The 13275-nt window shown below is 36.7% G+C and carries 14 protein-coding genes; 12 read left to right on the top strand and 2 right to left on the bottom strand.

The annotated features are described in order from the left end of the window. Positions 1–19 precede the first annotated feature (19 nt). Positions 20–604: an SCO family protein gene (locus tag AB1279_RS18545; RefSeq protein ID WP_429760270.1), complete on the bottom strand. Its 585-nt coding sequence runs from the start codon at positions 602–604 to the stop codon at positions 20–22. Between the two features lie 153 nt (positions 605–757). Between AB1279_RS18545 and AB1279_RS18540 the strand changes: the two genes are divergently transcribed. Then, positions 758–2014 carry a M48 family metallopeptidase gene (locus AB1279_RS18540; RefSeq protein ID WP_429760269.1) on the top strand — a complete coding sequence of 419 codons (1257 nt, stop codon included), beginning with the start codon at positions 758–760 and terminating at the stop codon, positions 2012–2014. Positions 2015–2134: 120 nt separating this feature from the next. Here AB1279_RS18540 and AB1279_RS18535 read toward each other — a convergent pair whose 3' ends face one another. Next, positions 2135–2350: a spore germination protein gene (locus AB1279_RS18535; RefSeq protein WP_429760267.1), complete on the bottom strand. Its 216-nt coding sequence runs from the start codon at positions 2348–2350 to the stop codon at positions 2135–2137. A gap of 142 nt (positions 2351–2492) precedes the next feature. Between AB1279_RS18535 and AB1279_RS18530 the strand changes: the two genes are divergently transcribed. The 11 genes from AB1279_RS18530 to lepB all read left to right on the top strand — a co-directional run bounded on the left by AB1279_RS18530 (position 2493) and on the right by lepB (position 13212). Then, the gene (locus tag AB1279_RS18530) at positions 2493–2993 is read left to right on the top strand and encodes a DUF1648 domain-containing protein (RefSeq protein ID WP_429760266.1); all 501 of its coding nucleotides are present in this window, start codon (positions 2493–2495) and stop codon (positions 2991–2993) included. An 87-nt stretch (positions 2994–3080) separates the two neighbouring features. After that, positions 3081–3506 (top strand): VOC family protein, encoded by a 426-nt coding sequence (locus tag AB1279_RS18525; RefSeq protein ID WP_429760265.1) that lies wholly within the window; start codon positions 3081–3083, stop codon positions 3504–3506. Positions 3507–3675: 169 nt separating this feature from the next. Further along, positions 3676–4938, top strand: coding sequence for a DUF5667 domain-containing protein (locus AB1279_RS18520; RefSeq protein WP_429760264.1), 1263 nt, complete (start codon positions 3676–3678; stop codon positions 4936–4938). A 75-nt stretch (positions 4939–5013) separates the two neighbouring features. Continuing rightward, positions 5014–5736 carry an RNA polymerase sigma factor SigI gene (gene sigI / locus AB1279_RS18515; protein WP_429751494.1) on the top strand — a complete coding sequence of 241 codons (723 nt, stop codon included), beginning with the start codon at positions 5014–5016 and terminating at the stop codon, positions 5734–5736. Then, the gene (locus AB1279_RS18510) at positions 5729–6790 is read left to right on the top strand and encodes an anti-sigma factor domain-containing protein (protein ID WP_429761473.1); all 1062 of its coding nucleotides are present in this window, start codon (positions 5729–5731) and stop codon (positions 6788–6790) included. The genes sigI and AB1279_RS18510 overlap by 8 nt, the downstream gene beginning before the upstream one ends. A 259-nt stretch (positions 6791–7049) precedes the next feature. Beyond that, complete coding sequence (gene aceB, locus AB1279_RS18505) at positions 7050–8639, top strand: malate synthase A (RefSeq protein ID WP_429760262.1); 1590 nt, start codon at positions 7050–7052, stop codon at positions 8637–8639. Between the two features lie 74 nt (positions 8640–8713). Then, positions 8714–9991, top strand: a complete 1278-nt coding sequence (aceA, locus tag AB1279_RS18500) for an isocitrate lyase (protein ID WP_429760261.1) — start codon at positions 8714–8716, stop codon at positions 9989–9991. Between the two features lie 326 nt (positions 9992–10317). Next, the gene (locus AB1279_RS18495) at positions 10318–10896 is read left to right on the top strand and encodes a competence protein ComK (RefSeq protein ID WP_336483567.1); all 579 of its coding nucleotides are present in this window, start codon (positions 10318–10320) and stop codon (positions 10894–10896) included. Between the two features lie 458 nt (positions 10897–11354). Then, on the top strand, positions 11355–11555 hold the full coding sequence (locus AB1279_RS18490; protein ID WP_020059863.1) for a cold-shock protein: 201 nt from the start codon (positions 11355–11357) through the stop codon (positions 11553–11555). A 296-nt stretch (positions 11556–11851) separates the two neighbouring features. Continuing rightward, the gene (locus tag AB1279_RS18485; RefSeq protein ID WP_429760260.1) at positions 11852–12451 is read left to right on the top strand and encodes a TVP38/TMEM64 family protein; all 600 of its coding nucleotides are present in this window, start codon (positions 11852–11854) and stop codon (positions 12449–12451) included. A 197-nt stretch (positions 12452–12648) separates the two neighbouring features. Beyond that, on the top strand, positions 12649–13212 hold the full coding sequence (gene lepB / locus AB1279_RS18480; protein ID WP_336483565.1) for a signal peptidase I: 564 nt from the start codon (positions 12649–12651) through the stop codon (positions 13210–13212). Positions 13213–13275 lie beyond the last annotated feature (63 nt).

The following is a 13275-nucleotide window of genomic DNA, read 5'->3' as shown; positions in this document are numbered from 1 at the left end:
TAGATGCTAGGAAACTTTTTTACATTGCCTTTTTAATTTTCTCTAACACTTTCTTACTATCAAACCCCCGCTCTCCCATGCCAAATACTTCGATTAAACGATTATTTTCATCTAATAGATAAGAATTTGAAGTATGAATGTAAAGACCGCTTCCAGGATCACGGTAGCGGAAGTTAAAAGATTCGGCTAGTTGTTTCGTTTCTTCTTCATCACCGCGCAGCAAATGCCAACCTTTCGTTTGTTTCATATCAAACGTTTTGGAGTAATTTTCTAGCACTTCTTTCGTATCATATTTCGGATCAATGGTAATCGTAATAAATTCGATTTTTGTTCCGAAAACTTTCTCTTTTACAAGTTCATCTCGTAAATGTTTCATTTTATATGTTGTAACAGGACAAATATCCGGACATTTTGTATACATAAACTCTACTAATTTTAATTTTTTTGGCAGCATATCAAATGATACTGCTGTTCCATTTACATCCTCCATGATAATTCCTTTTGGCATCTCTGCTGATGCTTTTCGGTAACTGGTAAAATAAAAAATGCCAATACCGATTGCAATAATAAGTCCTAACGTAAATGTAATATATAGTTTTTTCATACCAATCCCTCCCAATTTTATTTTATAAGAAAAATCTGAAAAATAAGGGAGGATGAGTGAATATTACATGACAATTCATCGGATTAGCTTGTTCTATTTTTCGAGGAACGAACTACAATAATAATAGACAGGCAGCGATGAGGAGGAAAAAATATGCGAAAAGTTATAAGGTGGACACTTTTTTTGTATGCCCTATTTGCTTTATTTATATATTGGTACTTGTTTGGATGGAATCATGAGATGGTACCAGAAATGTACAAAGGAACGAGTGCAGATCCAGCAACATTTATGAACGCAAGGGAGCTGACGCTTAGCCAAGATTATTCTCGAGTAAAAAATTTATTATTTTTCTTAGCGACGCCGCTGCAATGGGTTGTTTTATTATTCGTACTTGTTTTTGGTGTATCAAAGCGGTTTGAAAAATGGGCGAAAGAGACAACGAAAGTACGGGTACTACAAATTGCGATTTACTTGTTTTATTTATCGTTAGTGACAACAGCGCTAGCATTGCCGTTGCAATGGATTAGTCACCAAGTGTCTGTTGATTATGGTATTTCTACACAATCAACAGCAAATTGGATAAAGGAACATGTACTGGATTTCTGGATAAACTTTTTGCTTATGTTTCTCGTTGTTTCTGTGCTATTATGGCTGATTAAAAAATATCCGAAGCGTTGGTGGCTATATGGCTGGGCGCTTTCAGTTCCATTTACTATCTTTTTAACGTTCATTCAGCCGGTCGTTATTGATCCGCTATATAATCATTTTTCTACGCTGCATAATAAGGAGCTCGAAAAAAAGATATTAACATTAGCAGATAAAGCAAAGATTCCAGCGGAGCATGTGTATGAAGTGAATATGTCAGAGAAAACAAACGCGTTAAATGCATATGTAACGGGGATTGGCTCAAATTCTCGCATCGTTTTATGGGATACAACACTCGAGCAGTTAAAAGATAAAGAGATATTATTTATTATGGCGCATGAAATGGGTCATTACGTGATGAAGCATATATATTGGGGCGTTGGAAGTTATATTGTCTTAACTTTCGTTGGTATGTATCTCATTTACCGCATTATTCAAGCGTGTATTCGTAAGTGGGGAGATACACTGCATATTTCTAAAACAGCCAGTTTCTCAGTTTTACCACTATTTTTCCTTGTATCTTCTATGCTTTCCTTTGCGGTAAGTCCTGCGACAAATTACGTATCGCGCATTGAAGAGAGAGCGGCTGATCAATATGCATTAGACATGACGAAGGATAATCAGTCGGGGGTCAAAACATTTCAATATTTATCAAAGACGAGTTTAAGTCAAGTGAATCCGCCGGCTTTGGTGAAATTTTTCTTGTATACGCATCCGCCAATTTTTGAGAGAATTCATACGTTTGAGGAATATAAAAAGAAATAATTGTTAAGAGCAGCAATTATTTCTCCCGCATTACCCCACTGATGGAAGTTTTACTTTATTAAGACCAAAATTTGAAAAGAACAAGTAGATGTTTATTAGAATCTACTTGTTCTTTTCTTGTTACAGTGTAAATTTTGTATCTTGATCACTTAGATCATTATCGAATACATTTGCGGTACTAACCCCATTAAAAACTTTTAATGTTTTTGCTGTATTTGATGATCCAGAACCATGATATTCTTTATTTCGGAATAGAGGAGTTACATTGTATTTGTCACCTAAATTTACATTCCCCTTACAATTTGAAATGATAATGCTGTCAACAATTGCGGGCATGGTCTTCACCTCTATTTTATTTTTATTCTCATTGTATGCTGTTTATAAAAAAATAAAGATTGTTTATGAAAAATAAGAATAAGATATTCTTCTTTCGATTATGGAAAATATAGTAAAATAAAAAGAGTAAGGGGGGATAGGGATGAAAAAGATTGTTGCGAAAACAAATCTTGAAAGGTGGCTAGATGGTTTGTCACTTATTGGAATAGTTGGGATGCTTGTATATATTGGATTCATTTGGTCATCTTTATCACATACGATTCCAACTCATTTCGGATTTAACGGAGAAGCGGATGGATTTGGCGGAAGAGGGAATATTTTTATTCATCCGATTGTTGGTCTAGGATTATATATCTTATTTCATGTTTTAATTCGTTTTCCTGAGTTATTTAATTACCCTCCTCATGTTACAGAAGAACAAAAACAGCGATTATATATTCACTCGCGTACATTATTAGGGTGGTTACAACTTGAGATTATTATATTTGGCGTATATAGTACTTGGGAAAATGCACAATTTGCTATGCAAAGAGAAGTCGGGTTTTCTACTGTTTCCCTTGTTATATTTCTCATTGTATTATTTAGTACAATGATATTTTATATTGTAAGAAGTTTACGGATGGTAGAAAAAATTACTCCTTAAAAGAGTAATTCTTTTGTTCTTTTCAAAGGGAGCTAACGTTCGGTCAGAGAATATAAATTATGAAAAATAGAAAGAGAGGAAGGTTTTATGGAAAAAGATTTATTTAGTAGAGTGGGTCATGTTTATGTTCCGGTAAGAAATCTTGAAAAAGCAGTGCAATGGTATGAACGCGTATTAGGTCTAGAACGAAAAGCACAATTTGTTGATCGAAAAGAATATAAAAATTCAGAAGTAGCGGTATTTCACTTTGGAGGATTACGGAAAGTTGCGCTCTTACTATTTGAAACAGAAAATGAACCAGCAGGTCAATATGTACGAAATGGTTTACCGTTTCCTATTTTTTCGATGAACTGTTTTAACATTGAAAAGACGTACCGTGCTTTACAAGAAAAAGATGTAAGAGTAGAAGAAATTGTAACACTAGGAAATAACGAAGCTAAGTATTTTTATTTTTGGGATTTAGATGGAAATATGTTCGAAGCTGCTTGGTCTGTGTGGGATGAAACGGCATAAAATGATTGTGAGTATTTTTACATATGAAGCTATGAAAAAGTTGACGAAATGTCAGCTTTTTCTGTTTGAAATAATTGTTTTTTATAAAAAAATATTTTTTTAACCCCTATAAAATTTACATTCCCTCCGAATATGTATTAGTGAAGAAAGCAAATGGAGGAAAAATAACATGAAAAAGATACTATTAAAAGGCTCTATGGTAACTATGATGGCATGCAGTCCGTTTCTAATGGGGACAGCAGCGTATGCTGAAAACAAAGACGCGGTAAAAACAACGGAAACAGAAAAACCATCTTTAGTACAAGGCGATTTCTTTTATTTTGTGAAAACAATGGTAGAAGATATTAAAATGGCTCTTGCGACAAACGATTTAGCAAAGGCGAAGTTATTGTCTGAGCAAGCTGCGGAACGAATTGCTGAAGCTGATGTATTAAACACTAAGGGAAAAGATGATCTTACACAAGATACATTAGAAAAAGCAGCAGAGGACTTAGAAAAAGCAGACAAGCTTTCAGGAGACGAGAAAACAGAAGCAGAGAAGTCTACTGAAGTAAAGAAAGAAGAAACAGAAAAGCCTGCTGACAAAGAGAAAACAGAAGCAGAGAAATCTACTGAAGTAAAGAAAGAAGAAACAGAAAAGCCTGCTGACAAAGAGAAAACAGAAGCAGAGAAATCTACTGAAGTAAAGAAAGAAGAAACAGAAAAGTCTGCTGACAAAGAGAAAACAGAAACAGAAAAGTCAACTGACGAAAAGAAAACAGAAGAAAAAGCTACTGATGTAAAGAAAGAAGAAGCAAAAAAACCTGCTAACAAAGAAAAAAGTGATACGGAAAAAGTAAAAGTACATATCGGAAACAATATCGAAGCATTAGCAAAAGTGCTTGATAAAGTGAAAAATCCGAAAGCAAAAGCTGCGATTGCAAAAAATATAGAGAAGAGTTTTGCAAAGATTGCAGCGAAAATAGAGAAAGCACAAGAAAAACAAGCGGCTGATCTTGCAAAAGAAAGCAAGAAAGCAGATCAAAATACAGAAGTAACGCCAGCACAACCGGCACAGCCAGCACAACCGACACAACCAGCACAACTAGCACAACCAGCACAACCAGCACAACCAGCACAACCAGCACAACCAGCACAACCAGCACAACCAGCACAACCAGAACAAGCAGCGCAATCAGAACAAGCAGCACAGCCAGCACAGCCAGCACAACCGGCACAGCCAGCACAACCGGCACACGCAGCACAACCGGCACAACCGGCACAACCGGCACAACCAGCACATAAACCGGCTGTTTCCCATGAGAAGCATGAGCAATCAAACAAAAAGGGTCAAACAGAAAATGATGATCATCAAGGAAATAATGATCATCAAGACAACGGTAAAAAGGTTGGTCACGACAAGCAAGAAGACAAGCACAAAGAAAAGCAGTAAGAAAATGTGGTATAATGGTCACTTCTTTAGTGACCATTTTGCCATTTGCGGCAAAAGGGGGGAGGGGGATTACTAGTGTTAAGTTTAGTGATGAAAATCATAAAAAAGCCGGCGATAGAAGATATAGTATTTGATATACAAAACAACGCAGGAGATAAGGAAGCTTTTATCGCACAGTATAGACCTTTTATTCGAAAATCAATCTCGTCTGTCTGCCGCAGGTATATTACGGAGCAGGATGATGAATATAGCATTGGATTGTTTGCGTTTAATCAAGCAATTGAACAATATTCATATAAAAAAGGAAAATCTTTTTTTGCGTTTGCTGAGCTTCTTATAAAAAGAGATGTAATTGACTATATACGCAAGGAGTCTAGGCATAATCTCGTCTTTTTAAAAGAAGACCAGCAAGAGGAAATGGTAGAAATGCAGGCATCGCTTACGGAGTATATGAAAGAGATGGAAAATAGTAACCGTAAGGAAGAAATTCTTCATTTTCAAGGTGTGCTAGCTGAGTTTAAAATCACGTTTATTGAGCTTGCTAAGGAATCACCCAAGCATCGTGATACGCGTGAGCACTTAATAGAAATTGCAAAGATTATCATAAAAGAAGAGGAAATGATAGAAGAGTTGTTCCGAAAGAGGAAATTACCGCTTAAACAAATTGAACCGCGCGTTAGAGCGAGCCGGAAAACATTGGAGAGGCATAGAAAATACATTATTGCAATGTGTATTATCTTTGTAAACAACTATACATACATTCTTGATTATATAAGAGAGGGGAAGAATGATGAATAAAGGGATTGTGATGGATATACGAAAACGCAACGTAGTTGTTTTAACGCAAGATGGAGAGTTTATCACGTGTAAAAGAACATCGCGCTCTTATATGATTGGAGAGGAAGTCTCGTTTAACGAACAAGAACAAAGAGTACCGCGTTTTTCAATCCCTTCTTTCTTAAAGCCTGTATCGCTGCTTGTTTCTTGTGTTCTATGTGTGTTTCTGTTTTTATTCAACCAACCAGAAGAAAAAGCACTCGCTTACGTTTCTGTTGATATTAATCCAAGCTTAGAGGCGAGTGTGACAAAGGATCTTCGTGTTATAGACTTGCGAGCTTGTAATGATGATGGAAAACGCATTTTAAAAGAAATGAAACGATGGAAAAATCAATCTTTGCAGGACGTAGTGCGTACCATTGTAAAGCAGAGTAAAGAGGATGGATACTTAACGAATGACAAGCAAGTTATGTTAACGTCTGTTGCCAAGGAAAAATCGCTAGAGCCGCAGTTGCAGAAGGCTATGCAAGGGTTAAAGAGTGAGTATGATGCACAACATGTTCCAGTCGTATATCAAGAAAGTACGATGCAAGTGCGGGAGAATGCTCAGAAAAAAGGGATCGGCATAGGTGTTTATATACAGCAAGAGAACGAGAAGAAGAAATCGCTTGTTCCTCCTGCACCGTCGTATAATCAGGAGGAACATCCTCCGGAGATACATTCGCAACCAGAGTCATCACCGGATTCATCATCGAATTCGTCTTCTGTAAAGGAAGAAAGATACGGGGAGCAAAAGAAAAACGAACAAAAGCAATCCCAAGAACAGCAGCCGCAGCAATACGAGCAACCAAAAAGTAATAATGGGCATCAAGAAGAAAACAACAATAAAGAGTATAAACAAGAAGAAAAACAGTATAAAAAAGAATACAAACAAGAAGAAAAACAGTATAAAAAAGAATATAAACAACAAGAAAAACAGTATAAAAAAGAATATAAACAACAAGAAAAAGAGCATAAACAAGAGGAAAAAGAGAATAAACAAGAAAATAAAGGTCATTGGAAAGAAGACAGATAAGTTTCTGCTCCAAAACATGAGGGGAAAGAACAATTCATAAAATATTTAAAAAGCATAGGGTGTACAACACTCTATGCTTTTTATGTACAAAATAATTTCTATATTTTGTTATTAAGTGATGTGATATGTAAGGATAAACCAATTTTTAGATGTTGTTAAAATATTCAAAAAATTCCTTCCCTTTCTGATTTTTTGTTATATAATATAAACATAAAATCAAATCTGTTATAAAACAGTTTGAAAAGAAGGAGATGCTAATATGTCGACACAAACTTCGCGGGTCACACTCGTTGGAGAAGTATTACCGGCGTATTTGGAGATTTTGACACCAGAAGCACTCACATTTATAAAAGAGTTGCATGAGAATTTTAACGAGCGCCGTAAAGAATTACTTCAGAAACGAGTAGAAAAACAAAAGAGAATTGATGCAGGAGAGTTATTACACTTTTTAGAGGAAACTGCACATGTTCGGGCGGGTGATTGGACGATTGCACCGCTTCCGAATGACTTGCAAGACCGACGCGTAGAAATTACAGGGCCGGTTGATCGCAAGATGGTTATCAATGCCTTGAATTCAGGAGCGCGTGTCTTTATGGCAGACTTTGAAGATTCAAATGCACCGACATGGCAAAATGCAATTGAAGGACAAATAAATCTAAGAGATGCAATTAAGGGAACGATTTCATATAACAATGCAAATGGGAAAGAATATCGTCTCAATGAACAAACAGCTGTTTTAATGGTGCGCCCTCGTGGTTGGCACTTACAAGAAAAGCATATGTTAGTAGATAGTGAAGAAATATCAGGTAGTTTATTAGATTTTGGGTTGTTCTTTTTTCATAATGCAAAGGCGTTAATTAAAAAAGGAAGCGGCCCATACTTTTACTTACCGAAAATGGAAAGTTACTTAGAAGCAAGACTATGGAATGATGTGTTCGTATTTGCACAAAAATACATGGGAATTCCGCATGGAACAATTAAAGCAACGGCACTATTGGAAACGATTCACGCTTCATTTGAGATGGATGAAATTTTATATGAATTGCGGGATCATTCGGCAGGGTTAAATTGCGGACGTTGGGATTATATCTTTAGCTTCTTAAAAACTTTCCGCAATCATAAACAGTTTCTACTTCCAGACCGAGCACAGGTAACGATGAGTGTTCCGTTTATGCGCGCTTATTGTTTGCGTGTGATTCAAACGTGCCATCGCCGTAATGCACCGGCAATGGGCGGGATGGCAGCACAAATTCCAATTAAGAACGATTCGGCAGCGAATGAAGCAGCATTCGAGAAGGTGCGTGCTGATAAAGAGCGTGAGGCGTGTGATGGACATGATGGGACTTGGGTTGCCCATCCGGGACTTGTACCTGTAGCGATGGAAGTATTTGATCGCATTATGACAACATCAAATCAAATATATCGAAAACGAGAAGAAATTTGTATAACAGAACAAGATTTATTAGAAGTTCCAGTGGGAACGATTACAGAAACTGGTCTTCGTACAAATATTAGCGTTGGAATTCAATATATTGCATCGTGGCTAAGCGGCAGAGGTGCAGCACCAATTTATAACTTAATGGAAGATGCAGCGACAGCAGAAATTTCACGTGCACAAGTGTGGCAATGGATTCGTCACGAGGAAGGAAAATTAGAGGATGGAAGAAAAATTACGTTTGCACTAGTAGAACAGTTCAAAGCAGAAGAGTTAGCAAAAATAGAACAAGAGATTGGCAGCGATCGTTTTGAAAAAGGACGATTTGTAGAAGCTACGAAACTATTTATGAATCTTATTAGAGATGATGAATTTGAGTCGTTTTTAACGTTACCAGGGTATGAAATTTTATAAAGCGATGTCTTCATTATTGGAGTTTTACTGCCCGCGAATAGCGGATAAATAATAAAGAAATGGGGATGGAAGAAATGGTAAATGAAAGAGTACAGCAATTACAAGAGAACTGGGAGCTTGATAAACGCTGGAAGGGAGTTACACGCCCATATTCTGCAGAAGATGTTATTCGTTTGCGCGGATCGATTGATATTGAATATACGTTAGCACACCGCGGTGCAAAAAAGCTTTGGGATTCTCTTCATAGTGAAGATTATATTCATGCACTGGGAGCATTAACTGGGAATCAAGCAATGCAGCAAGTAAAGGCAGGTTTGAAAGCAATTTATTTAAGCGGCTGGCAAGTAGCGGCAGATGCAAATGTAGCGGGTCAAATGTATCCAGACCAAAGCTTGTACCCAGCAAATAGTGTGCCGGCAGTTGTAAAGCGTATTAATCAAACGCTGCAGCGTGCTGATCAAATTCAGCATATGGAAGGCAGCGGTGATATTGATTATTTCGTACCAATTGTTGCTGATGCAGAAGCTGGCTTTGGCGGACAGCTTAATGTATTTGAACTTATGAAAGGGATGATTGAAGCAGGAGCGTCTGGTGTTCACTTTGAAGATCAACTTTCTTCTGAAAAGAAATGTGGTCATTTAGGCGGAAAAGTATTACTACCAACACAGACGGCAGTGCGCAATTTAGTATCAGCACGTCTTGCAGCAGATGTAATGGGAGTACCAACACTAATTATCGCAAGAACGGATGCAGATGCAGCTGACCTAATTACAAGTGATATCGATCCTGTTGATAAACCGTTTATTACAGGGGAAAGAACACCGGAAGGATTCTTCCGTACGAAAGCTGGACTTGACCAAGCGATTGCGCGCGGCTTAGCGTATGCGCCGTATGCTGATCTTGTATGGTGTGAAACATCCGAGCCGAATTTAGATGATGCGAAACGCTTTGCAGCAGCAATTCATGAAAAATTCCCTGGAAAACTATTAGCTTACAACTGTTCACCGTCCTTTAACTGGAAGAAAAAATTAGATGATAAAACAATTGCAAACTTCCAAAAAGAAATTGCATCTTACGGATATAAATTCCAATTTGTAACACTTGCTGGCTTCCATGCTTTAAACTACGGCATGTTTGAATTAGCGCGCGGGTATAAAGAGCGAGGCATGGCTGCTTACTCAGAGCTGCAGCAAGCTGAATTTGCAGCGGAAGAATACGGCTATTCTGCAACGCGTCATCAACGCGAAGTGGGTACAGGGTACTTTGATGAAGTAGCACAAGTGATTACGGGTGGAACTTCGTCAACAACAGCATTAAAAGGATCTACAGAAGAAGAGCAGTTTACGCGATAATAAAGTGAAACTTCCATCAGTGAGGGTTTTCTCTGTCTACGAATAGAGAGATAAGAAAGAGTCAGCTTTCGGGCTGGCTTTTTATATTACAAATATTTCTAGATATTAGAAGATAAAGTTCTATATAAGAAAATGTTATTTTATACATGAAGATTATGCCATTTAGGTTTAGTATTTATAAAGATATATAAAAGGAAATTTTAATTTAATAATAAGAAATTGTAAAAAAAATGAAAATGACGAGTATTCTTAAACTGAAATGGTACAATTATCCATGTGGATAATTACATGAAAATTATCTAAAAATGAAAAAGGAGAGAAGAACGATGACTAGTGAAGCGGAAAAGTATACCTCACAGTACATTATTAATTCAAAGACGATTGCACTACTTCCAATTGTTTTGAAAGATAAACGAATTGTGACGCGTGTGATTGAAGAAAGTGATGAGTTTTTTGTGTATCAAAAACCACTTGAGATTGTGGAGCAAAGCTGTCGTCAATATGGAGCTAGCTTTGGCGGGCGGAAAGACGGCACGAAAGAGTACACAGGTTTTACGCATAAAGCACCAATTGCAATTAGTCCTACAGACCATATTTATTTTTTCCCCACGTTTTCTTATTCTCGCAAAGAATGTGCCTGGTTATCTCATTTTCATATTGAAAGTGTGACAAAACTTCCACATGGAAATATTCTCATTGAATTCATAAATGGTCAGACAATTAAACTAGAAGTATCTAAAAACAGCTTTGAAAATCAGAGAAACAGAACTGCACAGCTGCGTGCAGAATTTGAAGATAGAAAAAGAAAACAAGCAGAGCCGAAATTTTTACTGGTCAATCAAAATGAGGTTTTAGAGTTAAAACCAGCATATGAGAAAATGTATCTGTTGAAAAAAGAAGATTGATTATATTGGGAATAAGAAAAAGGAAAATAGTCCTTTTTCTTATTCATACATAGGAAACATATTAATGATAATGAGAGTTTTTATCCTGCTATTCGCGGGCGTCCTGCGATTTTGGGCGAGCCGCTTCCGCTTTTCTACAGAAGATAAGAGGAGGATAACTGCTGGCCTGCGTCGATTGGGCGGGCTTTCCATCAGTGAGGGGGTGAAGAAAACCCCCACTGATGGAAGTTTTACTTTATATTTTTTTGTTCTTGTAAATTATGTTGTATATTCTTTTTTTATATGGTATAGTAAATGTATAGTTGAATACCTAAATCAAGCAATCCATATATTATCAAGTGCCGTGAAACTAGCGAGGAAATTGTGTATGTGTTCTGTTTCGCATTTGATAATGTGTGGATTCTTTTTTTATGTTGTGAAAACTACAAAATATATTTATTTCCTAGGAGGAAGTTATTATGAAAACAGGTCAAGTAAAATGGTTTAACAATGAAAAAGGTTTCGGTTTCATCGAAGTTCCAGGCGAAAACGATGTATTCGTACATTTCTCTGCTATCACAACTGAAGGTTTCAAATCTTTAGAAGAAGGCGAAAAAGTTAGCTTTGAAGTAGAAGACGGTAACCGTGGACCTCAAGCTAAAAACGTTGTAAAACTATAATCTTATAGATCATAGTGTAAAAAAGGATGGCATTTGCCATCCTTTTTTAGTTATTTGAAACAGGATTTTTTCTTGAAAATATGGAAAATAAATATATATCTAGTTGTCATATATGCTATTTCCCCTTGTTGTTTAATAATGGTAAAGTAATAACAGGAAAAGATAAAAATGAAGCTTCTATTAAGAAATGTTTTTCTCATTGATGAAAAGTTCGCACCAATCGGGCTCTTACAGGAAATCTAATATCTTCTCTATTCAGAAGCCCGTTAGAGCGAGGTAAAGGGGTACATAGTAGAATGGATTTTCAAACAATCAAAGAATATTTCACAATAGAAAATATGGAGCGCTTGTTAGAAAGCTATCAGGCATTTGGTCCGTTAATTGGAATTGGCCTTCCGATGATTGAAGCGTTTATTCCAGTTTTGCCGCTCTTTTTATTTGTTATGGCAAATGCAGTTGCTTTTGGATTATGGCTTGGATTTTTTTATTCATGGCTCGGTTCATGTATAGGAGCATTGCTAGTGTTTTTTATCATTCGTCGTTTTGGAAGAAGTCGTTTTTTTGCTTTTGTAAATAAGCATTCGCGAGTACGCAGTGCGATGGCGTGGATGGAACGAAAAGGATTTGCACCTATTTTTCTTTTATTTTGTTTTCCGTTTACACCATCAGCACTTATCAATGTTGTAGCAGGTTTGTCGCGTATTAGTAAGCGGCAATTTGTTTTAGCACTTTCACTTGGTAAACTTGTGATGATTTTCGTGTTAAGTTACATTGGTTATGACCTTGCATCTTTTATGTATAAGCCAGTAAAAACAGCTATCGTATTAGGTGTCATTTTTATTTTATGGTATGTCGGAAAGAAAATTGAAGTAAAACTTGAATTAAGTAGAGACTAGACTTCACAAGTGAGTGCATCCCTGTTATATAAGGTGAGACTTTTATCAGTGGGGGCTTCGTGCTCTATTGATAGAAAGCTCTCATCAATCGGGCTCTTATGGGGAGTGATCCCCCACCTATGTTCTTTGTTTTCACTGAATTTTGAGGTGAGGTACTGTCCGTTAGTGCCGGATAAAAGCTGAAGGGAAGTGGCATGATGATGCGAAAGTGGAAAAACGAAAGCAAAGAGTGGATGAGAACCATTTTTATAGGTATTTTATTAGCTGTATTTTTCCGCACTTTTTTCTTTGCAACGTATGTTGTGGAAGGAAAATCGATGATGCCTACACTTCAAGATGGTAACATGCTGATTGTAAACAAAGTTGGTTATCAGTTTAGTGAGTTAAACCGTTTTGATGTTGTTGTCTTTCATGCAAATAAACAGGAAGATTATGTGAAGCGAATTATTGGTCTGCCAGGGGACAAAATTTCATATAAACATGATAAACTATATATTAACGGAAAATTTATTGAAGAACCGTATTTAGATGTATATAAAAAGCAAACTCATGGACGACAGCTAACAGGAGATTTTACTCTAGAAGAGTTAACAGACGAAAAAGTTGTTCCGAAAGGATTTATCTTTGTGCTTGGAGATAATCGTCTAGGAAGCTGGGATAGTCGTTACTTCGGATTTGTAAAAATAGAACAAGTTGTAGGAAAAGTTGATTTGCGCTACTGGCCAATCAATGAAGTACAAACAAATTTCTCTAAGGGGTAATTCGAAATTTCGGATTACCTTCTTTTTCGGATATATCTTGATTGACAGAGTTTCATTTACAGA

The organism is Bacillus sp. S14(2024) (assembly GCF_050473785.1).
Taxonomy (GTDB): domain Bacteria; phylum Bacillota; class Bacilli; order Bacillales; family Bacillaceae_G; genus Bacillus_A; species Bacillus_A yunxiaonensis.
Note: the sequence above shows the minus strand (reverse complement) of the source record. Positions and strands in the feature narration are given on the sequence as shown.